Origin of the sequence: Pseudoduganella danionis (assembly GCF_009720775.1) — a bacterium.
Taxonomy (GTDB): Bacteria; Pseudomonadota; Gammaproteobacteria; order Burkholderiales; family Burkholderiaceae_D; genus Rugamonas; species Rugamonas danionis.
Genome location: NZ_WNKW01000001.1, coordinates 1,608,620 through 1,631,430, shown reverse-complemented (window position 1 = coordinate 1,631,430; position 22,811 = coordinate 1,608,620). Strand labels below are relative to the sequence as shown.

The 22,811-nt window shown below is 61.1% G+C and carries 19 protein-coding genes and 3 tRNA genes; 6 read left to right on the top strand and 16 right to left on the bottom strand.

Annotated elements, in window-relative coordinates:
* Positions 1 to 74: 74 nt before the first annotated feature.
* From GM655_RS07060 to GM655_RS07025, 8 genes are all read right to left on the bottom strand, one after another.
* Positions 75 to 1,754: a SulP family inorganic anion transporter gene (locus tag GM655_RS07060; protein WP_155433821.1), complete on the bottom strand. Its 1,680-nt coding sequence runs from the start codon at positions 1,752 to 1,754 to the stop codon at positions 75 to 77.
* A gap of 82 nt (positions 1,755 to 1,836) precedes the next feature.
* Positions 1,837 to 3,303 (bottom strand): GGDEF domain-containing protein, encoded by a 1,467-nt coding sequence (locus GM655_RS07055; protein WP_155433820.1) that lies wholly within the window; start codon positions 3,301 to 3,303, stop codon positions 1,837 to 1,839.
* Between the two features lie 242 nt (positions 3,304 to 3,545).
* Complete coding sequence (locus tag GM655_RS07050) at positions 3,546 to 4,262, bottom strand: PEP-CTERM sorting domain-containing protein (RefSeq protein ID WP_155433819.1); 717 nt, start codon at positions 4,260 to 4,262, stop codon at positions 3,546 to 3,548.
* Between the two features lie 244 nt (positions 4,263 to 4,506).
* Complete coding sequence (locus GM655_RS07045) at positions 4,507 to 5,991, bottom strand: efflux transporter outer membrane subunit (RefSeq protein ID WP_155433818.1); 1,485 nt, start codon at positions 5,989 to 5,991, stop codon at positions 4,507 to 4,509.
* 1 nt (position 5,992) lies between these two features.
* A complete protein-coding gene (locus GM655_RS07040; protein WP_155433817.1) occupies positions 5,993 to 9,175 on the bottom strand; it encodes an efflux RND transporter permease subunit in 3,183 nt (1,060 codons plus the stop codon).
* A 6-nt stretch (positions 9,176 to 9,181) separates the two neighbouring features.
* On the bottom strand, positions 9,182 to 10,495 hold the full coding sequence (locus GM655_RS07035) for an efflux RND transporter periplasmic adaptor subunit (protein WP_155433816.1): 1,314 nt from the start codon (positions 10,493 to 10,495) through the stop codon (positions 9,182 to 9,184).
* Positions 10,496 to 10,639: 144 nt separating this feature from the next.
* Positions 10,640 to 11,512 carry an alpha/beta hydrolase gene (locus GM655_RS07030; RefSeq protein ID WP_155433815.1) on the bottom strand — a complete coding sequence of 291 codons (873 nt, stop codon included), beginning with the start codon at positions 11,510 to 11,512 and terminating at the stop codon, positions 10,640 to 10,642.
* Positions 11,512 to 11,718: a hypothetical protein gene (locus GM655_RS07025; RefSeq protein WP_155433814.1), complete on the bottom strand. Its 207-nt coding sequence runs from the start codon at positions 11,716 to 11,718 to the stop codon at positions 11,512 to 11,514. The genes GM655_RS07030 and GM655_RS07025 overlap by 1 nt, the downstream gene beginning before the upstream one ends.
* A gap of 125 nt (positions 11,719 to 11,843) precedes the next feature.
* On the opposite strand from GM655_RS07025, the gene GM655_RS07020 reads away from it, so the two are divergent.
* A complete protein-coding gene (locus GM655_RS07020) occupies positions 11,844 to 12,800 on the top strand; it encodes a LysR family transcriptional regulator (protein WP_155433813.1) in 957 nt (318 codons plus the stop codon).
* A gap of 20 nt (positions 12,801 to 12,820) precedes the next feature.
* Complete coding sequence (locus tag GM655_RS07015) at positions 12,821 to 13,792, top strand: D-2-hydroxyacid dehydrogenase (RefSeq protein WP_155433812.1); 972 nt, start codon at positions 12,821 to 12,823, stop codon at positions 13,790 to 13,792.
* Between the two features lie 14 nt (positions 13,793 to 13,806).
* Here GM655_RS07015 and GM655_RS07010 read toward each other — a convergent pair whose 3' ends face one another.
* From GM655_RS07010 to GM655_RS06990, 5 genes are all read right to left on the bottom strand, one after another.
* A complete protein-coding gene (locus GM655_RS07010) occupies positions 13,807 to 14,952 on the bottom strand; it encodes an alpha-hydroxy acid oxidase (protein WP_155433811.1) in 1,146 nt (381 codons plus the stop codon).
* Positions 14,953 to 15,105: 153 nt separating this feature from the next.
* Positions 15,106 to 15,182: transfer RNA gene (locus GM655_RS07005), tRNA-Arg, on the bottom strand.
* Positions 15,183 to 15,328: 146 nt separating this feature from the next.
* Positions 15,329 to 15,405: transfer RNA gene (locus tag GM655_RS07000), tRNA-Arg, on the bottom strand.
* Positions 15,406 to 15,539: 134 nt separating this feature from the next.
* Positions 15,540 to 15,616, bottom strand: a tRNA-Arg gene (locus tag GM655_RS06995).
* Positions 15,617 to 15,829: 213 nt separating this feature from the next.
* The gene (locus tag GM655_RS06990; protein ID WP_155433810.1) at positions 15,830 to 16,057 is read right to left on the bottom strand and encodes a hypothetical protein; all 228 of its coding nucleotides are present in this window, start codon (positions 16,055 to 16,057) and stop codon (positions 15,830 to 15,832) included.
* A gap of 305 nt (positions 16,058 to 16,362) precedes the next feature.
* Here GM655_RS06990 and GM655_RS06985 point away from each other — a divergent pair, with 305 nt between their 5' ends.
* Positions 16,363 to 17,475: a PAS domain-containing sensor histidine kinase gene (locus GM655_RS06985; RefSeq protein ID WP_155433809.1), complete on the top strand. Its 1,113-nt coding sequence runs from the start codon at positions 16,363 to 16,365 to the stop codon at positions 17,473 to 17,475.
* A gap of 190 nt (positions 17,476 to 17,665) precedes the next feature.
* On the top strand, positions 17,666 to 18,637 hold the full coding sequence (locus GM655_RS06980; RefSeq protein WP_155433808.1) for a diguanylate cyclase: 972 nt from the start codon (positions 17,666 to 17,668) through the stop codon (positions 18,635 to 18,637).
* Here GM655_RS06980 and GM655_RS06975 read toward each other — a convergent pair.
* A complete protein-coding gene (locus GM655_RS06975) occupies positions 18,634 to 19,077 on the bottom strand; it encodes a hypothetical protein (RefSeq protein ID WP_155433807.1) in 444 nt (147 codons plus the stop codon). The genes GM655_RS06980 and GM655_RS06975 overlap by 4 nt on opposite strands.
* 178 nt (positions 19,078 to 19,255) lie before the next feature.
* On the opposite strand from GM655_RS06975, the gene GM655_RS06970 reads away from it, so the two are divergent.
* Positions 19,256 to 19,975 carry a sensor histidine kinase gene (locus GM655_RS06970; protein WP_155433806.1) on the top strand — a complete coding sequence of 240 codons (720 nt, stop codon included), beginning with the start codon at positions 19,256 to 19,258 and terminating at the stop codon, positions 19,973 to 19,975.
* A gap of 3 nt (positions 19,976 to 19,978) precedes the next feature.
* Here GM655_RS06970 and GM655_RS06965 read toward each other — a convergent pair whose 3' ends face one another.
* Both GM655_RS06965 and GM655_RS06960 read right to left on the bottom strand, forming a co-directional pair.
* Complete coding sequence (locus GM655_RS06965; protein WP_229632404.1) at positions 19,979 to 20,731, bottom strand: transporter; 753 nt, start codon at positions 20,729 to 20,731, stop codon at positions 19,979 to 19,981.
* Between the two features lie 114 nt (positions 20,732 to 20,845).
* The gene (locus GM655_RS06960; protein WP_155433805.1) at positions 20,846 to 21,358 is read right to left on the bottom strand and encodes an Lrp/AsnC ligand binding domain-containing protein; all 513 of its coding nucleotides are present in this window, start codon (positions 21,356 to 21,358) and stop codon (positions 20,846 to 20,848) included.
* Between the two features lie 101 nt (positions 21,359 to 21,459).
* On the opposite strand from GM655_RS06960, the gene GM655_RS06955 reads away from it, so the two are divergent.
* Positions 21,460 to 22,743 carry a D-amino acid dehydrogenase gene (locus GM655_RS06955; protein WP_155433804.1) on the top strand — a complete coding sequence of 428 codons (1,284 nt, stop codon included), beginning with the start codon at positions 21,460 to 21,462 and terminating at the stop codon, positions 22,741 to 22,743.
* Positions 22,744 to 22,811 lie beyond the last annotated feature (68 nt).

Genomic DNA, 22,811 nt, shown 5'->3' with positions numbered 1-22,811 from the left:
ATCATAGGTTCAAAGCCCCGTGAAGTCCATGAATATTGTTTCTAATGCGCATCAAAAACAGCAGAAAACGCGGCTCAGATTCCTGAGCCGCCCGCTTCACCCGCGTGCTGGCGGTTGTAGGGCGGGGTTTGCAGCGCATCGCAAGCCATCACCGTGCTCAAATAGAGTTGGCCATGCAGCTCGCGCAGCAAGGCACTCTGACGCAAGCGGTCCAGCACCGGCCCTTTTACTTCGGCCAGATGCAGGCCCAGACCGCGCCGCCCCATACGCTGGTTCAGCTCCGACAGCGCATACAGTGCACTGGTGTCGATCGAGCTGACGGCACTCATGACCAGCACCAGATGGCGCGCCGATGCATGGCTGGCCAGTTCGCTTTCGATACGCTCGGTAATCGCTTCCATATTGCCGAAGAAGAGATTGGCGTCGATGCGCAACACCAGCAGTTCGGGCCGGGTTTCGGCCGGATAGCGCTCGATATTGCGGAAATGCTCGGTGCCGGCGATCCGCCCGAGCACAGCGATATGGGGCCGGCTGGCGCGCCAGATCAGGGTGCCCATGGACAGCGCCACGCCTACCAGCACACCCGCTTCTACGCCCATGGCCACGACGCCGAGACAGGTGGCGCCCCATGCCAGCACGTCGCCACGGTCGTACTCCCATGCCGTGCGCAAGATGCCCAGATCGAGCAGGCCCAGTACCGCCACGATGATGGTGGCCGCCAGCACGGGCAGTGGCAGCAGCGCCAGCCAGCCGGTAGGTGCCAGCAGCGCGCAGGCCAGCAGAGTCGCCGTGATCAGGCTGGCCAGCGGCGTATGGGCTCCCGCGGCAAAGTTGACGGCAGAACGCGACAGACTGCCCGTAACGGGAAAGCCGCCCGTCAGTGCGCTGGCGATGTTGGCCGCCCCCAGCCCGATCAGCTCGTGGTTGCTGACCAGCTTTTCGTTGCGCTTGAGCGCCAGCGACTGGGCCGCCGACATCGACATCAGAAACACGATAAAGCCTATCAGCAGCCCCGGTTGCAGCAGGCTGCGCCAGTGCGGCGCGGAGGTTGCCAGATTCAGTCCGGGCAGACCGGCCGGAATCGCGCCCGTGGTGCGCACGCCCTGTTCGGCCAGCGTGCTCAGTGCCATCAGCGCTATGCCGCCCAGCACCACCAGCATGGGCGCCAGTTTGGCCGCGATATCGGCCAGTCCGTCGGACAGGCCGCAGCGCACCAGCAGCCGCGCCAGATACATGCGCGCCAGCACCAGCAGCAGCAAGGCGCTGATGCCCAGTATGGCACTCGGCAGATGCACCTGCCCTACCGGCGCGCCCAGTAGCGTATGTAGCTGGTCGTAGGCGATCAGCAGTGCCGAACCGACGGTAAAGCCGTTCATCACGGGGCGGGAAAAGAAGTTGGCCAGAAAACCCAGCCGCAAAAAGCCGCACAACAGCAGCACGGCACCAGATACCAGCGCCAGTTGCGCCGCCAGTACGGTAGCCAGCGCAGAACCGGGGGCGGCCAGCGGCGCGATCACGCTGGCCGTCATCAGCGAGATGATGGCCATGGGGCCCACCGACTGTGTCATGCTGCTGCCGAACAGCGCATACACCATGGGCGGCAGGATGCTGGCGTAGATGCCGACGACCGGCGGCAGGCCGGCCACCAGCGCGTAGGCGGTGCCCTGCGGGATCATCATCATTGCCACGACGACGCCGGCAGAAAGGTCGCCGGCCAGATAGGCGCGCCGGTAATGTCTCAGCCAATACAGCATAATTTGTCCACGGTACTGAAAAAATACCGCAAAACTACGCCATCAGCCGCCGCAGGTCTAGCGCAGCCTGTAGGCTGCGCGCCTAGTCGGCCGGTTCGATGCAGCAGCGGCCCACGCGTTTGGCGCGCTGCAGCGCCACATCGAGCCGCTCCAGTACTGCCGATACGCCGTCATCGGAACGGGTCTGACTGACACTGAGGCTGATCACTACCGTCGCTTCGCTAGGCAGATCGGCTTCCATGATGGCCTTGCGCAGCTTCTCGGCCAGGCGCATGGCATCGGCCGCATTGGTGTGGGTGGCAATCACGATGAACTGCTCGCCTTGCATGCGGGCCAGCAGGTCCGAAGTACGCAGACGCTCCTTGACGATGGTGGCAACGGTGCGCAGCACGGCATCGCCTACGCTGGAACCATATATATCGTTTTCGGACTGGAAGCCCACCACATCGAAGGACAGCACGGCCAGCGGGATCGCGTAGCGGCGCGCGCGACGCAGTTCGTGGTCGAGCATTTCTTCGCCGGCGCGGCGGTTGGCGGCGCCAGTCAGGCTGTCCACCGTACTCATTTGCGACAACTGGCCGCTCAGTTCTTCGTTCTGGTGCTGCAGCGCGCTCATGCCGAGCGCGAAGCTGATGATCTGGGCCAGCCCCGTGAAGCAGGCAAACTGCTCGCGCGAGAACATGATGTGGCGGTCGAACATCAGGCTGATGGCGCCGATTTCCGGGCCGCCCGGTGCAGCGCGCAGCGGCAGCGACAGCACCATGCGCACGCCGCGGTCATGCAGCGCCATGGCGAATTCGGGATTGCCGGCTTTTTCCGGCGCGTCCAGCAGCATCAGCTCACCGCGCGCTACCGACAGCAGCGGCGGGAAGATATCGCGCAGCGGCGATTGCAGCAGACGGTCGCGCCGTTGCAGCAAACGGGCCAGATCCAGATGGTTGCGCGATTCCTGCGCCACCAGTTGCAGGTCACCGCGCTCTTTCATATGCAGCAGTGCCGTATGGCGCACGCCGGGGAAGTTGCACAGGGCCAGACAGATATGCGCGGCCATGGTTTCCACCGGCTCGATCGACGCCAGTGCACGCTGCAGGCTGCGCTGCACGCCGAGCACATCGCGCAGTTCCTTTTCCTTGTCCAGCAGTTGCTGCTGTAGCGCGGCAGCCGCATCGACTGGCTGCACCAGCGCCTGCACAACGGCCTGGCGCAGTTCATCGTCGATCAGCGGGCAGATACGGTAGTCGAAGTGGCCGAAAGTCATCAGCTCCGGCAGCCACGAAGTATGGTCGAACGGGCACAGTACCAGTACCGGCGCGCCCGCACGGCTACGGATCAAGGTGCCGATGCCGGCCAGTTCATTCAGGTAGTTGTAGCCATTCAGATCCAGCACCAGCAGGTCCGGCTGGCGCTGGCCCAGCTGGTCGACCACCTGATCGACATTTTCAGCCAGATGCAACTGGGCAAACATCTCCCCGCATAGCGCCTGAAAAGCCATACGCTGGACGCTATCCGTACTGAAAAACACGCCCGCACTTACGCTCCGACCCGCCATCTTGCACTCCTGCATCTAGCAAAAAAAATTAGAAAATTACAAACCCGTATAAGTTTGACACATCATTCACGAAAAGCAATAAATTTTGTCATTTAGATCAAAATATTTCCTACTGAACTTATTACAGGGGTTTTCTGTTGCTTTTTTGAGAACAATATCAAGCCGGAAGTCAGAATTCCGGCTTGTAATGGGCTAGCAGTATGAGATGAAACAGGAAAGATGGAGGCGGGCGCTGGCAAGGCTTAGCGTGCCTGACGGCGGCGAGCCGTCCAACCCAGCAGACCTAGACCGGCCAGCAACATGGCGTAAGTTTCTGGTTCAGGCACTGGAGCGGTGGGATTATTGCCCGAAGGCAGTTGAGTCACCGTCAGCGAGGTCAGGTTGCCATTGGCACCCATCATGGCATGCGTCGTGACCGAGGAATAGGTGTAGTAGAAGGTCGAGCTATTGAACGCTGAGAAGTCCAGCGTGGTCGGGATGGCATTGGCATTGAACGCGTGGCCGCTAACGTCGAACAGGCTCAGCGCCATCAGCTGGGACGATTGCGCATTTGCGCTCACATGGGCTATCCCGAAGGAATCGGCGCCGCCGAAAGCAGCAACATTATTGCCAACTTGCACAGTAGTAGCACTGCTCAGGGCACTATCCAACACCAGCTTGTTACTGCCGATGGCTGCCGTCAGGGCGTTCTGCGCCTGCGCGGAAGAAAACATCGCCATACCGCCCACATTGCTGATCTGCGCCGTCGAGGTATCGTAGGTGAAGTGGCCGGTGATGACATCCCCCACCGCCACCGTCGAGCCGCTCAAATTACTGCTGTTCACCGAACCGCCCGTGAAAGTCATCGGCGAGAACTGCACCATTTCCTGAATTTTCGCCGTGAAGTCAAATTGCAATACAGCCGCATTTGCCGAACCAGCTATCGCCAGACCAGCCAACAACAGAGGTAATTTTTTCATGTCAAAAACTCCAGAAATCGTGTAGATGTGACATTAAAACATTCGCAACAACTGTTGTCAAGCGATAATTATAGTTATCTTAAAGAAATTGAGTTTTATCAATTGAAAATTCCATAATGCAATTTTTTAACTTGCCTTGTCCTGACATCGTACAGACCAAAAAAAACGGGGCAGACAGGCTGCAGCGCGTTTCTCGCTGCCCCCTGTCTGCCCCGCCCTGCCGCTCGCTTGTGTGTTGAACGACCTAATTAATGGCTAATTGCTGCTTGGCTGCCGCCGCATTCCAGTCGCCGCCCAGCGCACGGATCAGCGCGACCGTGGTAATCGCGCGGCTACCGCGCAATTGCACGGCGCTGCGCTCGACTGCCGCCAGATTGCGCTGCGCATCGAGCAGATCCAGATAGCTCGAGCGCCCTGCTGCATACAGCTTCTGCGCCAGATCAGCCGAACGACGTGCCGACACCAGCGCCTCGTCGAGCTGCACGGCCTGCGCCTGCAGGATGCGCAGGCCGGCCAGGTTGTCCTCCACTTCGGCAAACGCCTGCAGCACGCTCTGGCGGTAGCTGCCCACGGATTCTTCCAGCGCCGCTTCGGCACGGCGGATATTGGCCGAATTACGTCCGCCATCGATGAGCGGCATGGACATCATGGCGCCCAGTACCCACGAACGGCTGCTCCACTTGAACACTTCCGCCACCGTGCTGCCAGACGCACCGGCCGCCGCCGCATTCAGGCTCAGGGCCGGGAACATGGCCGAGCGGGCCACGCCGATGCGGGCATTGGCCGCTTCCATGCTGCGCTGGGCCGCCGCGATGTCGGGACGGCGCTCCAGCAACGTCGATGGCAGCCCCACCGGGACTTCCGGCAGCAGCGCACTATCAAGCAGCGGGCTGTTACCAGCCGTATAGCTGGCCGCCGGTTTGCCCAGCAGGACAGCCAGCGCATGCTCGGTGGTGGCACGTTGACGCTGCAGGCCTATGGCTTCGGCACGGGCACTGGCCAGTTCCGTCTTGGCGCGCGACAGATCGAACTCGCCGATATCGCCGAGATCGAAACGGCGCTGGTTGACCTTGACGTTTTCCTCACGCGTCTGCACCGTGCGGTTCAGGGTTTCCAGTTCCGCATCCGTGGCACGCAAACGGAAATAGGTCTGCGCCACATCGGCCTGCACGGCCAGCAGCACCGACTGATAGGTCGCTTCGATCGACGCGGCATCGCTGCGTGCGGCACTCACATTGCTGGACACGCGGCCGAACAGATCGACTTCGTAGCTGGCCGTCAGGCTGGCATTGAAAGCCTTGGTGGGCGCTACCGGCGTACCGGCCGGCAGACCCAGCGACAGGTCGGACGCACGCTGACGCTGGCCGGAAGCACTCACCCCCACCTGCGGAATGCGGTCGGCTTCGGCCACACCGGCAATGGCACGCGCCTGTTTGACGCGCGCTGCTGCCACGGCCAGATTGGCATTGGCGCGGGTAGCGTCGTTGATCAACTGATTTAGCGCCGGATCATTGAAGGCCAGCCACCATTCGCCGCGCGGCTGGGCTTCTGCTGCCTGCGCTGGCTGCCAGGTGCTGCCATCGGCAGCCGTGCGTACGCCCTGGGTTTCCTTGTAGGCGGCCGGCACTTCCATGGCCGGCTGCTTAAAGGCTGGCGCCGCGCAAGCCGTCATCAGCAGCGCTGCCATGACCGGCGCTACGCCTCGGGCGATCATCTGCAAAGTATTCATCTTAATGGCTCCCTTCCAGTTTTTCTGCTGCTGCCGGCAAGGCAGCAGGCTTTTTCTCCAGACGTACGGCCAGCGTACGCAGCAGCACGTAAAACACCGGCGTCAGGAACAGGCCGAAGAAGGTCACGCCCAGCATGCCGCCGAAGACGGCCACACCCATCGCATGGCGCATTTCCGAACCGGCGCCGTGCGAGAACACCAGTGGCAGCACCCCCATGATGAAGGCGATCGACGTCATCAGAATCGGACGCAGACGCAGACGGCAAGCTTCCAGCGCGGCCTGCACAATGCTGCGGCCATGATGTTCCAGTTCGCGCGCAAACTCCACGATCAGAATCGCATTCTTCGAGGCCAGCCCCACCAGTACGAACAAGGCGATCTGGGTGAACACATTGTTGTCACCGTGCGTCAGTTTTACGCCCAGCAGTGCGCACAGGATGGACATCGGCACGATCAGGATCACGGCCAGCGGCAGCGTCCAGCTTTCGTACTGGGCAGCCAGCACCAGGAACACCAGCAGCACGCACAGCGGGAACACATAGATCATGGTGTTACCGGACAGGATGTCCTGATATACCAGCTCGGTCCATTCGTAGCTGATCCCTTTCGGCAGCACTTCGTTGAGGATCTTGGTCATTTCGGCCTGTGCTTCGCCCGACGATACGCCCGGTGCGGCGCCGCCATTGATCTCGGCCGCCACGTAGGCGTTGTAGCGCTGTACCCGATCCGGACCATAGCTATCCTTGACGCGTACCAGCGACGACAGCGGAATCATTTCGCCCTTGTCGTTGCGGACTTTAAGCTGGGCGATATCTTCCGCGTGCGAACGGAACTGCTGGTCCGCCTGCACGCGCACCTGATAGGTACGGCCAAACTGGTTAAAGTCGTTCACATACAGCGAGCCCAGATTGATCTGCAGGGTCTGATAAATGGTCTGCAGCGGCACGCCCAGTTGTTTGGCCTTGGCCCGGTCCACGTCGGCAAACAGTTGCGGCACGTTGATCTGGTAGCTGGAGAACACGCCAGCCAGTTTCGGGTTCTGCCAGGCTTTCATCTGCACCGCCTGTATGGCCTTGTACAGCGCATCGTAGCCAAGGTTGTCGCGGTCTTCTATCATCACCTTGAAGCCGCCCGTGGTGCCGAGGCCATTCACCGGCGGCGGCGACAGCACCATCACGAACGCGCCTTCGATCACGCCCATGCGCTTGTTGATTTCAGCGGCGATCGCTTCCGCCGACTCGCTAGGCTTGGTACGCTCCTCGAACGGTTTCAGTGGCGTAAATACAATGCCCGCGTTAGGTGCATTGGTAAAGCCGTTAATCGACAGGCCGGGGAAAGCCACCGAATCAGCGACACCGGGAATATCCTTGGCGATGTCCGACATCTTGCGGATCACGGCCGTGGTGCGGTCCAGCGAAGCAGCATCCGGCAACTGGGCAAAGCCGATCAGGTACTGCTTGTCCTGTGCCGGCACAAAGCCCGGTGGCACCAGCTTGAACATGAAGCCTGCCGCCACAGCCAGCACGGCATACACCACCAGCGAACCGCCTTTGCGCTTGAGCACACCCGTCACGCCCGTTTCATAGCCATGCGAAGCACGGTTGAAGAAGCGGTTGAACCAGCCGAAGAAGCGGCCGAAGATACGGTCCATGATGCGGGTCAGACGGTCTTTCGGTGCATCGTGCGGCTGCAACAGCACGGCCGACAGCGCCGGTGCCAGGGTCAGCGAGCTGAATGCCGAGATCACGGTGGAAATCGCAATGGTCAGCGCGAACTGCTTGTAGAACTGGCCCGACAGGCCGGACACGAAAGCAATCGGCACGAACACGGCGCACAGTACCAGTGCAATCGCGATAATCGGACCGCTCACCTCTTTCATCGCCTGTATCGTCGCATCATGCGGCGACAGCCCATTGGCGATGTTACGCTCGACGTTCTCCACTACCACGATGGCGTCATCGACCACGATACCGATGGCCAGCACGAGGCCGAACAGCGACAGCGTGTTGATCGAGAAGCCGAAGCCCAGCATCACCGCGAAAGTACCCACCACCGAGACAGGGACGGCCAGCAACGGAATCACCGAAGCGCGCCAGGTCTGCAGGAACACGATCACCACCAGCGCCACGAGGATGATGGCTTCCACCAGCGTATGGATCACGGAACGGATCGATTCACGCACGAATTGGGTCGGGTCGTACACAATGCTGTATTCGACGCCTTCCGGGAAATCTTTCGACAGACGGGCCATGGTGGCGCGTACGTCCGCCGACAGTTGCAGCGCATTGGCATTCGGCGCTTCAAAGATAGGTATCGCCACTGCCGAATTATTGTTCAGCAGCGAACGCAGGGCATAGGAATTCGAGCCCATCTCCAGACGTGCCACATCCTTCAGCAGCGTGACCGCGCCGTCGTTATTGGTCTTCAGGATGATGTTGCCGAATTCTTCTTCCGACTGCAGACGGCCTTGCGTATTCACGGTCAGCTGGAAGTCCGCATCCTTGCTCGGGCCCTGACCGATCACACCGGCCGCGACCTGCACGTTCTGCTCGCGGATCGCATTCACCACATCGCCCGCCGTCAGGCCACGCTGGGCCACTTTTTGCGGATCGAGCCAGACGCGCATGGCGTAATCGCCCGAGCCGAACATCTGCACCTCGCCCATGCCGGGCAGGCGGGCCAGTTGATCCTTGATGTTCAGCACCGCGTAGTTACGCAGATACAGGTCGTCGTAACGGCCATTGGGCGAATTCAGGTGCACCACCATGGTCAGGTTGGGCGAAGACTTCACGGTCGTCACACCGATCTGGCGCACCTCTTCCGGCAGACGCGGCAAAGCACGCTGCACGCGGTTCTGCACCTGCGTCTCGGCCTGCTCGACGTTGGTGCCGATCTTGAAGGTGACGGTCAGCGCCAGCGCGCCGTCCGAAGTGTTTTGCGAGGACATGTAGAGCATGTTCTCGACGCCGTTGATCTGCTCTTCCAGCGGCGCAGCCACCGTTTCGGCAATGATCTTCGGATTCGCCCCCGGATACTGGGCGCGCACCACCACTGAAGGTGGCACCACGTCCGGATATTCCGAGATCGGCAGCTTGAAGATCGAGATCAGGCCGGCCACAAAAATGACGATCGATAGCACGGCCGCGAAGATCGGCTTATCGACAAAAAATCGGGATATGTTCATGAGTTCTTATTCCTTGCGAGTGCCAGTCTTGGCGATGGCAACTTTTTCATCCTTGGCAGCGTGCTTGTCGGCCTTGGCAGCGGCGTCCTTGCCGGCTTCCTTGCCAGCGTCTTTGGCCACTTCCTTGCCGGCTGGCGGCTGGGCGTTGGCGGCCAGCGGATCGACATCCATCGCGACTACGTTAGGCGTGATCGGTGCGCCGGGGCGTACGCGCTGCAGGCCGTTGACGACGATTTTCTCGCCCGGCTTCAGGCCATCGCGCACCACGCGCAGACCATCGACGGTCTGGCCCAGTTGTACGGGACGGTATTCGGCCTTGTTGTCCTTATCCACCACGAACACGAACTTGCGGTTCTGGTCGGTGCTGACGGCGCGCTCGTTGATCAGCAGCGCCGGCTTGGCGTTGTCGGAACCAACCAGCTGCACGCGCGCGAACAGACCGGGCACCAGCGCACCGTCGGCATTGTTCAGCGTCGCACGCATGCGCACGGAACCGCTGCGCACATCGAGCTGGTTGTCGACGAATTCCAGCTTGCCTTCGTGCGGATAGCCTTCCTCGTTGGCCAGACCGATGCGCACCGTGGCCGGCTTGCCCTGATGGGCCGCGGCGCCGACGCGCAGATAGGTTTCTTCGTCGCCGTCAAACGAGGCGTAGATGCGCTCCAGCGACACCACGGAAGTCAGCACGGCCGAAGCATCGACCAGATTGCCCAGCGTGATTTCGGCTTTCGATACACGGCCATTGATGGGCGACTGCACCTGGGTATAACTGAGATTCAGACGGGCCGCTTCGAACTGGGCTTGCGCCGCACGGGCATCCGCATCGAGCTGCTTCAGGCTGGAAGCGCGTTCATCGTATTCGCGCTGGGCGATGGCTTTGTCGGCCAGCAGTTTTTCCGCACGGTTCAGTTCCAGACGGGCCAGATCCGCTTTGGCGCGGGCCGAACCGGCTGCTGCTTCGGCGCGATTGGCTTCCGCCTGGAACGGACGCGGATCGATCACGAATAGCACATCGCCCTTCTTCACCTGACTGCCGGGTTTGAAGTTGATGGCGGTGATGAAACCGCCCACGCGTGGACGGATCTGCACCTGTTCGATGGCTTCCAGACGTCCCGAGAACTGCTGGGTCTCGGTGACAGTTTTCTCCACGACCACGGCAGCCGACACCGGCGGGCCACCGGCGGCCGGCGCTTCGGCCGTTTTGCCGGTAGCAGTATCGCAGCCGGTCAGGACCAATCCGGTGGCTGCGGCCAGTCCCGCCAGCGCCACGGCAGCGGCCAGTGGCCGGACCTTGGCGGTTAAATGTTTAACGTTTTTCATTGTTATTCCTTTTTGCATGAAAAAATTTAATAGAAATGGCGGCACCGGCCGGCTCGGCAGAATCGCGAGAAAACACGGTACTAGCGCCCCGCCGGCAAGCCAGTGGGGACGTTTCGGTTACAACAGCAAGAGATACAGGGAGTACTAGTCGGTCGCTGGTGTGTCAGCCCGTTCCAGACCAGCGATGAAGCTGGCGATTTCTCCCAGTGCGTAGCGTTTGCACGCACATTCGTTGCGCGCCCCTGTCTCGTGCAGGGGTGCTGGCGGCATGCGGGTGACAGTGGTCTTCACCCCGCAGCTCATTAACTTGGCGCCGTACTGCTCTGCCTCGTCACGCAGCGGATCGTCCTCGGTGGACAGGATCAGCGCCGGCGGCAGATTCTTCAGACGGCTCGATTGCAGCGGCGATGCATACGGATGGATGCGATCGGCCGCATTCGGCAGATAGCCACGGTAGGCGGCAGCGCAGGCATCGGCCACTTCCAGCAATTCCTGCCCGTGCTGCATATCGCGCATCGAGCAGGTGGACAGGCCGGGGTCCAGCATCGGCATGATCAGAATCTGGCCCGCCAGTGCCGGGCCACCCCGGTCACGCGACATCAGCGTGCACACCGCTGCCAGATTGGCGCCTGCTTCGATGCCGGCCACCACCAGACGTTTGCCACTCCAGCCTAATTTGGCCTTATTCTTCTTCACCCACAGCAGCGCGGCGTGGGCATCTTCCACTGCGGCCGGAAACGGTTTCACGGCAGCCAGCGTGTAAGTACTGGCCAGCACCACGGTGCTGGTGTTCTCGTCGGCCAGATGGCGCAGGAACAGATCGCCGTCATCCAGACCGCCGCTGGTAAAGCCGCCACCGTGGAAGAACACGACCAGCGTGTCGCGCTTGCTGGCATCGGGCGTCACCGCGTACAGCCGTGCCGCCAGATTGCCTTCGGCGCCACCCACCTGCAGATTGCGGATCTTCAGGTGCGGAGAAAACTCCGGCATATCTTCCACGCTGACGCCGGTACCCATCACTGCACCTGTACGGGAGCAACGGCCAGCAGCGCCGGTTCGACAGAAGCCAGCGTAGTACCGGCCGCCACTTCAGTCAGAGCACGCACACCCGTCGCTTCGGCCTTGGCCGCCTGCGAATAGGCATCGGTATAGACTACGCCGGCCAGTGCCAGCGACGTCAGCGCCAGTGCGAACGTGCTAATAATTCCATCCCGATATTTCATGTGCATCTCCTTTCCTGAAGCTGGTTTTCCTTGGACAGTACGCACATGTTAAACATGATTTACAATCCAATAAATACGGATAAGTTGAATTGATTGTTCAGAATCCCGAACAATGAGGTGGATCGATGAATAAATTGCAAGCCATGGAAGTGTTTGTACAGGTAGTCGATGCGGGCGGCTTCACGCGCGCGGCCGAACACCTGCAACTGCCCAAGGCCACGGTTTCCACCCTGATCCAGTCTCTGGAGACGGCTTTGTCCGTCAAATTATTGCATCGGACCACCAGACAAGTCAGTGTGACGGCGGACGGTGCGGCCTATTACGAGCGCTGCCTGCGCATCCTGTCCGACGTGCGCGAGGCGGAAGAATCGCTGTCACGCACGCGCCTGAGTCCCAGCGGCCGGCTGCGCGTGGATGCGCCCACAGGGTTGGCCAGCCTGGTACTGATCCCCGCCCTGCCCGAATTCTTCCAGCGCTATCCCGACATCCAGCTCGAGCTGGGCTGCAGCGACCGCACCGTGGACCTGATCGAAGAAGGCGTAGATTGCGCCGTGCGCGGCGGTGCGCTGGCCGATTCCAGCCTGATTGCGCGCCGCGTCGGCATCCTCGAATTCATCACCTGTGCTGCGCCGTCCTATCTCGACAGCTTTGGCCGCCCAGGCCATCCGGAAGAACTCAAGCGCCACCGCTGCGTGAACTACTTTTCTTCGCGCACGGGCAAAATCTTCGACTGGGATTTCGCACGCGGCAACGAACGCGTGCAACTGCCGCTGCCAGGCCTGATCGCGCTCAACGACAGCAATGCCTACACGGCAGCCGGCATCGCCGGTCTGGGCATCGTGCAGATGCCGCAGTTTATGCTGGAACCCATGCTCAAGGCGGGCAGTCTGGAACAGATACTGGCCGACTGGCAGTCCGACCCGCTGCCCATCCATGTGGTGTATCCTCAGAACCGCCACCTGTCCGCCAAAGTGCGGGTATTCGTCGAATGGGTGGCCGAACTGTTTTCCAACCATCCGGGTATGCGCCTGCCAAAAATTGCACCGGCCGCACGTCCGCTGACTGCCGAACTAGCCCTGTAAATTACCCAATAAGTCACCCTATGAGCGCACCACACAGCATCGTCTTTCTCGACCGCGATAGCGTCATCGCGACGATCCGCCGCCCGGCTTTCGAGCACCGCTGGGCCGAGTATCCGGCCACCCGTGCCGGCGAGGCCGTGGCGCGTCTGCGCGAGGCCGGCGCCAGCATCGCCATCACCAACAAGGTGCCGCTGCGCGCCGCGGATCTGAACCAGTTGCCCGATCTGAAAATGATCGCCGTCGCCGCGACCGGCACCGACATCATCGATCTGGCAGCCTGCCGCGAACGCGGCATCGTGGTCTCGAATATCCGTAACTACGCCGTGCACACGCTGCCCGAACACACGTTTGCGCTGATCCTCGCGCTGCGCCGCCAGATCGTAGCCTACCGTGCCGACATCGAAGCGGGCCTGTGGCAGAAGTCCGAGCGCTTCTGCCTGTTCGGCCATCCCATCAGCGATCTGGCCGGTAGCCGACTGGGCTTGCTCGGCTATGGCGCGCTGGGTAAATCCGTGGCACAGATCGCGCGTGCCTTCGGCATGGAAGTCATCGTCCATACCCGCTCGCCACTGGCCGATGCAGCGGCCGACGGCGTACGCGAAACCAGCTTCGACGAGGTGCTGGAGAGCTCCGACATTATCAGCCTGCACCTGCCGCTCACGCCGCAGACCCGTGAACTGATAGGCGCCAGCCAGTTGATACGCATGAAGCGCAACGCGCTGCTGATTAACACGGCGCGCGGTGGACTGGTCGATGAAACGGCGCTGGCCGATGCGCTGCGTACGGGTGTGATTGCCGGTGCCGGTTTCGATGTGCTGGTACAGGAGCCGCCACCGGCCGACAACGTGCTGCTCAATCTGCGCCTGCCCAATTTCATCCTCACGCCCCACTCGGCATGGGCCAGCACGCAGGCCATGCAGGTGCTGGTGGACCAGCTAATCGACAACGTCGAAGCGTGGGTGGCAGGCACACCGCGCAACGTGGTGGCCTGAGCTAACCCCGGCGTTTAATAGGAACCGGGCAGCAGGATATTTTTATCCACCTGCGCGACATCGCGCAGGCCGCAGAAGGCCATGCTCAGATCGAGCTCGTTGCGGATAATCTCCAGACACTTGCTCACGCCCTCGCGGCCCATGGCGCCCAGGCCATACAGGAAGGGCCGGCCGATATACACGCCCTTGGCGCCCAGCGCCAGCGCGCGCAGCACGTCCTGCCCCGAACGGATGCCGCCATCCATATGCACTTCGATCTCGCTGCCTACTGCATCGACAATGGCGGGTAGCGCCGCGATCGAGGATGGCGCGCCGTCGAGCTGGCGGCCGCCATGGTTGGAAACGATGATGGCATCCGCGCCTGAAGCTACCGCCAGGCGCGCATCTTCGGCATCCATGATGCCCTTGATAATCAGCTTGCCGCCCCAGCGCTGCTTAATCCACGCCACATCCTGCCACGACAGGCTCAGATCGAACTGCTGGCTGGTCCACGACGACAACGACGACATATCCGACACCGACGTCGCATGGCCGACGATATTGCCGAAGCTGCGGCGTGGCGTCTGCAGCATGCCCAGCACCCAGCGCGGCTTGGTGGCCAGATTCAGCATGTTCGCCAGCGTCAGGCGCGGCGGCGCCGACAGACCGTTGCGCAAGTCCTTGTGGCGCTGCCCCAGTACCTGCAAGTCCAGCGTCAGCACCAGTGCCGAACAGCGCGCCGCTTTGGCGCGGTCGATCAGGCGGTTGATGAAATCCCGGTCCTTCATCACGTAGAGCTGGAACCAGAACGGCTGGCTGGTATGGGCCGCCACATCTTCGATCGAGCAGATGCTCATGGTGGACAGCGTGAATGGCACGCCGAACTTCTCGGCCGCCTGCGCCGCCAGTATCTCGCCGTCCGCATGCTGCATGCCCGTCAGGCCAGTCGGCGCCAGTGCTACCGGCATGGCCACGCTCTGCCCTACCATGCTGGAACGCAGGCTGCGGTTTTCCAGATTCACGGCCACGCGCTGGCGGAATTTGATGCTCTGAAAATCCGTCTCGTTGGCGCGGTAGGTGGATTCAGTCCACGAACCGGCATCGGCATAATCGTAAAACATGCGCGGTACGCGCCGCTGCGCCAGTTGACGCAAATCCTCGATATTGGTGATGACGGCCATGGAAAGTCCTCCGCAACGGTGATCACACGATCATCAGGGATTTCGCTACAAATGCCAATAAGAAAAATGAACGCCCGCGTATCGCCTGCTGCACCAGGCGCGAAAACAAAAAGGGCCCGAAGATTGCTCTTCAGGCCCTTCCCGTACGAATTTTGGTGCGGCTGGCAGGAATCGAACCCACGACCCCTTGGTTCGTAGCCAAGTACTCTATCCAGCTGAGCTACAGCCGCGAAAGCAGGATTATAACAGCTTTTCCTATCTTTACGAAGTATTCTGTGAAGTAATTTCGAAGTCTCTTCTCTATCAAAACACAGGTCTTACACTTATAGTAAAAGGGCCCGAAGATCACTCTTCAGGCCCTTTTACTTACGAATTTTGGTGCGGCTGGCAGGAATCGAACCCACGACCCCTTGGTTCGTAGCCAAGTACTCTATCCAGCTGAGCTACAGCCGCGAAAAACAAGATTATAACAGCGTTTTCTCGTTTAGCGAAGCATTCCGTCAAGAAATTTTATTATCCGAATCGGAGGCTTACACTTAAAGCAAAAGGGCCCGTAACTTGCGTCACAGGCCCTTCTACATACGAATTGGTGCGGCTGGCAGGAATCGAACCCACGACCCCTTGGTTCGTAGCCAAGTACTCTATCCAGCTGAGCTACAGCCGCGTTGTAGTGCATTATAAAGCATTAATTTCGTTTTGCAAAGTTTGATATTTCTATCATTTTATTCGTTCGATGCACGAAACACCGAATGAACCATTTGCAAACCCACTCACTGCCTTATTTACTACTTACTTTGCATGGCATGCCGTGCGAAAGAAGCAGCATTATAGGGAGCGCCCCGGCTCTTGTCCAGTGCCACGTAGCGGGTCAGCAGAATCAGACGCCAAATTCCGCCGCAGCCTTGGACGACCACAGCGCTTCGTTATAGGACGCAAAAGGCTCGCCATAGCAATCGACCTGCCCACCTTCGCCGACAAATTTTATCCACCAGCCTTCCTGATCGTTGAAGATGGCGATGTCGCCAGCCTTGCAATGCTCGGCCAGTTGCTCCTCATCTTCGAGCACCACGATATTCACTTTTCTGTGCCGCACTACGGTCACCATATCCCATCCTCCTCGCCAGTTTAGCCGCGCCTAGCCGCTGCGCCATAGTGTACTAAAAGGCTACATTCATGCTAGTGATTTCTCTTATCACAACATAGAATTGGCCAATGTTTGCGCAATGCAGCATCATTCACCTGTCTCCTCTATTCTCCTCCAAGGAAATAGATTTAGCCCGCTCCCGTAGCGGGCTTTTTTTTGCCTCAATATTCCACTGCCGTATCGTGCGCGGCTGCGGCGTCCGCCCGGACTAGAATGGCAGCACTGACGAACATCACGCGTGCCTCGCCACGCCCGTAGCACTTCCGATGACATCCGCCACCTGCACTGCCGACGAGCCCGACCAGCAAGCGCTGCGTGCTTTGCTAGACTCCATGCCGCAGCCTGCATGGATAACCGAGCACGATGGCACCACTATCTGGCACAACCAGCCCTGGTACCGCTACACGGGCACCAGTCCGGCGCTTAGCCATGCCGATAGCTGGCAACAGGTGTGCGCACCGGAAGCGCTGGCTGCGCTGACGGCGCGCTGGGATCAGGCCCGCCTGAACAGCCAGCCCTATGAAATGGAAGTCCCCATCCGCAGTGCCAGCGGCGAGTTCCGCTGGTTTCTGGCCCGTGCTCAGCCCGTCGTGCTCGGCAACGGCCGCGTCTTGCGCTGGCTGGGCACTTGCACCGACGTGGACCAGCTACGCCGTGTACGCGTCGAAGCGGCTGGCTATGCGCGTATCAAGGACCAGTTGCTCTCTACCTTGTCGCACGAGTTGCGCACGCCGCTCACGGCCATTCTGGGCTGGGCCCAGGTGCTGCGGCGCGGCGGACGTGATGCGGCTGATCTGCAGCGCGGCTTGCAAACTATAGAACGCAACGCCCGGCTGCAGGTGCAACTCATCGAAGATTTGCTCGACATGAGCAGCCTGTCCGGCGGCCGGCTGCAGTTGCAGTTGCGCAGCACGGCCGTGCAACCGCTACTTGCGGCTGCCGTGGCACAGCAGCAGACGCTGGCCAGCGCCGCCGCCATAGAGCTGGAACTGGCCGCCTGCGAGGCCCAGCTAATGGTGCTCGGTGATAGCGAGCGGCTGCAGCAATTGCTGGGCAAGCTGCTGCACAATGCCATCAAATTCAGCACACCCGGCTCGCGCGTGCGCGTGCACGCATGGCGCGAAGGCAGCACGATCTGCATCTGCATCGACGACCATGGCATAGGCATAGTCCCCGGCGACCTGCCGCACATCTTCGAGCCCTTCCATCAGGCCAATCCCGGCCTGTCGCGCAACTACGGCGGACTAGGACTGGGTCTGGCCATTGCACGCCAGCTGGCCGAACTGCATCACGGCATGCTCAGCGCGGAAAGCGCCGGACTGGGCCAGGGCGCCCGCTTCACGCTGCGCCTGCCAGCGCAAGCGCCAGCACCCGAGTGAACAAAAAAGCAAGCTTAGACAAATCAGATTAATTTCTTTGGATAAACTACCAAATCCAGAAAGAAACATGTACAATTAATTTCCACATGGAAATATATTGCATGTGTGCGACGCGCAAAATCATCGTGCGCTAACATGAATCCATTAGAAATGGCCTAAGCGCCAGCAGAACTTATCGACCGGGATCCCTATGCCAAGCCGAGAAGATATCCTCAACGCCCGAATACTGGTAGTGGATGACAACGCTGACAATCTAGAACTGATGTGCGAAATCCTGCACGATGGCGGCTATCGCGACGTCAGCGCGACCTCGCAGCCCGAACAAGTCTGCGCCATGCACCGCCAGCATGGCTATGATCTGATACTGCTGGACTTGCAGATGCCCGGCTTTAACGGCTTTCAGGTCATGCAGGGTCTGAAGGAAATCGAACAGGGCGGCTATCTGCCCGTACTCGCCCTCACCGCCCAGCCCAGCTTCAAGATAGCAGCACTGGAAGCTGGCGCGCGCGACTTCATCAGCAAGCCTTTCGACCTGATGGAAGTCTACAAACGCATCCACAATATGCTCGAAGTGCGCCTGCTGTACCGCGAGCTGGCCCAGTACAGCCGCCAGCAGCAAGCGCTGGCCCTGCATGATGCGCTCACCGGCCTGCCTAACCGGCGGCTGCTGGAAGACCGCATCGGCCATGTGCTGCAACATGCGGCGCGGCAGCAGAACAAGGCCGCCGTCATGTATCTGGACCTCGATGGCTTCAAGGCCATCAACGATACTCATGGCCATGCGGCCGGCGATGCCGTGCTAAAACAGGTGGCGCAGCGCCTGACCGGCTGCTCGCGCAAGGAAGATACCGTGGCACGCGTGGGCGGCGATGAATTCGTCATCGTCATGGGCAGCCTGAACCAGCTCGATGACACCTGCGAACCTGCCGCCAAGCTGATCGAAGCGGTGGCCCGCCCCTATCTGGTCGAAGGACTGGAACTCACGCTATCTACCAGCATAGGCGTGGCGCTGTTCCCGGACGATGCCAGCGAGGTCAATCCGCTGATCGCTGCTGCCGATGGCGCTCTGTATGCGGCCAAGCGCAGCGGCAAAAATTGCTGCTGCACTGCGCAAGCAGTGCGCGCGATCGAAGGCCAGCAGGAAGTCCTCACGCAGGTCTAGTGCCGCCGTGTGGGCGGCTGGGGCGGCGTGGCAGCGGCCACTTGCATGCCCGTTTCCGTACTTTGCGCAACCGTTTCCGCATGCTGGTGGTCATCATGCGCATCCACCATGTCCGGCGCCACTTCGATGCGGGTCGCACCGGCATCGACGGAAAGCGGATCGCTGGCGGGGAAAGTCATTTCTAGTCCATCATCGAGCAAATGCTCCTGCGCCAGCGCGACCGGTTCCGGCAACTCCTGATCGGCCAGCGTAACGATGGCCGTGGCCCATTTCACCAGCGCCAGCTCGGCCAGATCACGCACACTGTGCACATTGAAAGCCTGGGCCAGCGCACGGGCGTCGCGCGGGCTCAGGCCGCGCAGTGCACTGACCGGTGCGGCCGCCAGTGCGCGGAAGCTCATACCCGCGTACTCCTTGTCTACGATAGTGTCGATATTCATGCTCTATCCTCCTGCGCCGGGCGCGAGATGCCATTCTGGCCGCGCCACCGTTTTTACTCTGTGCGCCAGCCCACGCTGCCAGCGGGGTGATGCGCGCACGCGACAAAGCGCCATCGTGCGCCACATTTTTCCGCGCTCGGGTATGATCGCGCAACCTGATCCTGTCTGCGAGTCCGCCATGTCCGCCCACCCTGCACCAGCGTCGCCCACCCCACCGGCCCAGCACCCTGCGGCCTTGCGCAACGCCGAGCTGAGCGACCTGCTGGGCCATCTGCATAACTGCTGGGACAACGAGCGCCGCTCGCTCTCGCGCCAGCTACACGACAGCCTGGGTTCCAGCCTGACCGCGCTGACCATGCATCTGGGTTTGCTCACGCAGAAATTACCGCCCGATCCGGCCCTGCAGGACCGCGCGGCCCAGATGAAGCAGTTGCTGCAGCAAGTGGTGGAAACCAACCGGCAGATGCAGATGCGGCTATGGAACGACAGGCTGGAATTTCTCGGTGTGCGCGTCGCCCTGTGCGAAGCGGCCGAGCAGTTTGGCGAACAACATCACATCACCGTGCGCTGCTGCCAGCCCGAGCAGGAGCTGCAATGCCCGCGCAGCCATGGCGTGGTGCTTTTGCATGCGCTGGAAGAAGGCTTGCGCAACGTCGCCCTGCATGCCCATGCCAGTGCCATCGACGTGCTGGTGGATGAAACGGCGCACAGCATTTCGCTGCGGATCAAGGATAACGGCGTGGGTCTGCTCGCTGGCAATGACTGGAGCAAGGGCAAATTCGGCTTGCGCACCGTGCGCGAACGGGCCGCCTATCTCGGTGGCACGCTCAGCCTGAGCAACCATCCCGATGGCGGGGCACTGCTGACGGTGGTGCTGCCCAAGCCCGCCAGCAGCTAGGCATCACCACAGGCGCGCCAGCGGCAGCACGGCACCGCTGAACACGGACCAGCTCGGCGTGGCCGCCGTCAGCCCATGGGTCAGGCCGAAGTCCAGCATCAGCAGCTTGCTGGGACTGAAGCTGAGTGCCAGCAATAGCTGGGCGTTACGCGCGCTGGCGCGGCGCTGGCTGCCCGACCACTCGCCCGTCACACCCCAGCGCTCATCCAGTGCCATCGAGAATGCGGCCGATATGCCCGCCTGGGTACGCCCGCTGCCCGGATCTATCGCGCCCAGACGGGTCAGGTTCAGATTGGCATCCATATGCAGCGCGCCCATGTCCTGGCTGACGATGCCGTTCACGCTGTAATCGGCCTTGCCGCTACCGATGCTGCTGCGCGCCGTGGGCAGCTTGGCACCCAGCTCCAGGCCCAGCGCCGACTCGTCGCTGAACACGTAAGCCCGTTTAAGTACGAGCTGGGTGTCACCGATGCCGCGCTGGCGTCCGTCTGCTGCCGGCGTCGCGACTAGTCCTTCGCCGCCCAGCACCAGCCCCCATGCGCTATCGAAGGCCAGCTTCAGCGTGTAAGGCAGGCTGGCGCGCCGGCCGTCATCGTTCTTGCTGACCAGCCCGCCCAGCTCCAGCTCCAGCTGGCCGGCAGCCGGCAGTTGCGCAGGACTGGATACGGATGGCCGGTAAGGCGTGACGGGCGCATATTCATCGCCGTGTGCCTGCAGCATCAGCAAACTGCCAGTCAACAGGATCAGAGCTTTCATGGTTTTCTTCCGAAAAAAGGCCGCCCAGTTGTGCGCGGATGGAGAGCAAGCAGCCTAGCAGTTTCATGCGGCTGCGCCTAGTCTGGCGTGTGCTGCAGCCCACACCGCGGCCGGCTAGCGTGCGCCCGTCTGCGCGCTACTGAGCTCGGTAGGCAGGCTCAAGGTTTCCTTGATCTCTTCCATCACTACATAGCTCTTGGACTGCGCCGCGCCCGGCAGACTGAGCAGCATATCGCCCAGCAGCTTGCGGTATTCCGCCATTTCATGGATGCGCGCCTTGATCAGATAATCGAAGTCGCCCGACACCAGATGGCATTCCAGCACTTCCGGTATGCGCAGCACTTCGCGGCGGAACTGCTCGAACGCGGGACCGGATTTCTGGTTCAGCGTAATTTCCACAAACACCAGCAGCTTGGCGCCCAGCGCGGGCGGGTGGATGCGCGCGTGGTAGCCGGTAATCACGCCGTCGCGCTCCATGCGCTTGACCCGCTCTATGGCCGGCGTGATCGACAGCCCCACCTGCTCGCTCAGATCCTTCATGGAAATCCGGCCATCGTCCTGCAGGATGCGCAGTATTTTCCTGTCAAGCTTGTCAAGAGTACGTACCGATTCTTTTTGAATTCTCATGAAAATCCACTGAAATGTTCAAGTTATATAGTAACAAATGCTAGTTAAATGAGAATACCATAGCGGAATATCTGGCATGAACAAATAATAGGGAGACTGCAATGCGCGTTGTTATCTTGGGTAGCGGAGTTATCGGCGTCACCAGTGCCTACTATCTGGCCCGCGCCGGCCACGAAGTCACCGTGCTCGACCGTCAACCGGGTCCGGCACTCGAAACCAGTTTCGCCAACGCCGGCCAGATCTCGCCCGGCTACGCTTCGCCATGGGCCGCGCCCGGCATTCCCCTGAAAGCCATGAAATGGATGTTGCAGCGTCACGCGCCGCTGTCCATCAGCCCGGACGGCACCCTGTTCCAGCTGCAATGGATGTGGCAGATGCTGCAGAACTGCAATGCCGAACGCTATGGCGTGAACAAGGAACGCATGGTACGTCTGGCTGAATACAGCCGCGACTGCTTCAAAGCCCTGCGCGCCAGCACCGGCATCGCATACGAAGGCCGCCAGCAAGGCACCACCCAGCTGTTCCGCACCCAGAAGCAGCTCGACGATGCGGCCAAGGATATCCGCGTACTGGAAGAAACCGGTGTGCCCTACGAACTGCTGACGCGCGAGCAGCTGGTGGCGGCCGAACCGGGCCTGGACCAGAACAAGCTGGTGGGCGGCCTGCGCCTGCCTAACGATGAAACGGGCGATTGCCAGCTGTTCACCACCCGTCTGACGGCCATGGCCGAAGAGCTGGGCGTGAAGTTCCGCTACAACGTCGACATCAGCCGCCTGATTACGGCCGGCGACGAAATCCGCGGTGTGCAGTGCGGCGCCGAAGTGGTCACGGCTGATAGCTATGTGGTAGCGCTGGGCGCCTATTCCACCAGCTTCCTCAAGGGTCTGGTGAAGATCCCGGTCTACCCGCTGAAAGGCTATTCGATCACCGTGCCTATCGTCAACGCGGCGGCCGCGCCCGTCTCGACCATTCTGGACGAGACCTACAAGATCGCCGTGACCCGTTTCGACGACCGCATCCGCGTGGGCGGCATGGCCGAAATCGCCGGCTTCGACCTGCGCCTGAATCCGCGCCGCCGCGAGACGCTGGAAATGGTGGTCAACGACCTGTTCCCCGGCGCCGGCAACACGGCCGAAGCCAGCTTCTGGACGGGCCTGCGGCCGATGACGCCGGACGGCACGCCCGTGGTCGGTCGCACCGGTGTGCGCAATCTGTTCATCAACACGGGCCACGGCACGCTGGGCTGGACCATGTCCTGCGGCTCGGCCCAATTGCTGGCGGATCTGATTTCTTCGCGCCGCCCGGCCATCAAGGCCGACGACCTGTCGGTGGCACGCTATCAGCAGCAACCCGGCGGCGGCCAGCCACAACTGGTCAACGCCTGATCCAGGGCCGGGCGCTACGGCCGACAAGGTCGGGCGCCATGATGTTTTCGCACGGCGCCCCAGTGGCG

Bases quoted from the DNA above. Each gene is read 5' to 3' on its own strand.
- GM655_RS07060 (WP_155433821.1), bottom strand. From the start codon at position 1,754: ATGCTGTATTGGCTGAGACATTACCGGCGCGCCTATCTGGCCGGCGAC.
- GM655_RS07055 (WP_155433820.1), bottom strand. From the start codon at position 3,303: ATGGCGGGTCGGAGCGTAAGTGCGGGCGTGTTTTTCAGTACGGATAGC.
- GM655_RS07050 (WP_155433819.1), bottom strand. From the start codon at position 4,262: ATGAAAAAATTACCTCTGTTGTTGGCTGGTCTGGCGATAGCTGGTTCG.
- GM655_RS07045 (WP_155433818.1), bottom strand. From the start codon at position 5,991: ATGAATACTTTGCAGATGATCGCCCGAGGCGTAGCGCCGGTCATGGCA.
- GM655_RS07040 (WP_155433817.1), bottom strand. From the start codon at position 9,175: ATGAACATATCCCGATTTTTTGTCGATAAGCCGATCTTCGCGGCCGTG.
- GM655_RS07035 (WP_155433816.1), bottom strand. From the start codon at position 10,495: ATGAAAAACGTTAAACATTTAACCGCCAAGGTCCGGCCACTGGCCGCT.
- GM655_RS07030 (WP_155433815.1), bottom strand. From the start codon at position 11,512: ATGGGTACCGGCGTCAGCGTGGAAGATATGCCGGAGTTTTCTCCGCAC.
- GM655_RS07025 (WP_155433814.1), bottom strand. From the start codon at position 11,718: ATGAAATATCGGGATGGAATTATTAGCACGTTCGCACTGGCGCTGACG.
- GM655_RS07020 (WP_155433813.1), top strand. From the start codon at position 11,844: ATGAATAAATTGCAAGCCATGGAAGTGTTTGTACAGGTAGTCGATGCG.
- GM655_RS07015 (WP_155433812.1), top strand. From the start codon at position 12,821: ATGAGCGCACCACACAGCATCGTCTTTCTCGACCGCGATAGCGTCATC.
- GM655_RS07010 (WP_155433811.1), bottom strand. From the start codon at position 14,952: ATGGCCGTCATCACCAATATCGAGGATTTGCGTCAACTGGCGCAGCGG.
- GM655_RS06990 (WP_155433810.1), bottom strand. From the start codon at position 16,057: ATGGTGACCGTAGTGCGGCACAGAAAAGTGAATATCGTGGTGCTCGAA.
- GM655_RS06985 (WP_155433809.1), top strand. From the start codon at position 16,363: ATGACATCCGCCACCTGCACTGCCGACGAGCCCGACCAGCAAGCGCTG.
- GM655_RS06980 (WP_155433808.1), top strand. From the start codon at position 17,666: ATGCCAAGCCGAGAAGATATCCTCAACGCCCGAATACTGGTAGTGGAT.
- GM655_RS06975 (WP_155433807.1), bottom strand. From the start codon at position 19,077: ATGAATATCGACACTATCGTAGACAAGGAGTACGCGGGTATGAGCTTC.
- GM655_RS06970 (WP_155433806.1), top strand. From the start codon at position 19,256: ATGTCCGCCCACCCTGCACCAGCGTCGCCCACCCCACCGGCCCAGCAC.
- GM655_RS06965 (WP_229632404.1), bottom strand. From the start codon at position 20,731: ATGAAAGCTCTGATCCTGTTGACTGGCAGTTTGCTGATGCTGCAGGCA.
- GM655_RS06960 (WP_155433805.1), bottom strand. From the start codon at position 21,358: ATGAGAATTCAAAAAGAATCGGTACGTACTCTTGACAAGCTTGACAGG.
- GM655_RS06955 (WP_155433804.1), top strand. From the start codon at position 21,460: ATGCGCGTTGTTATCTTGGGTAGCGGAGTTATCGGCGTCACCAGTGCC.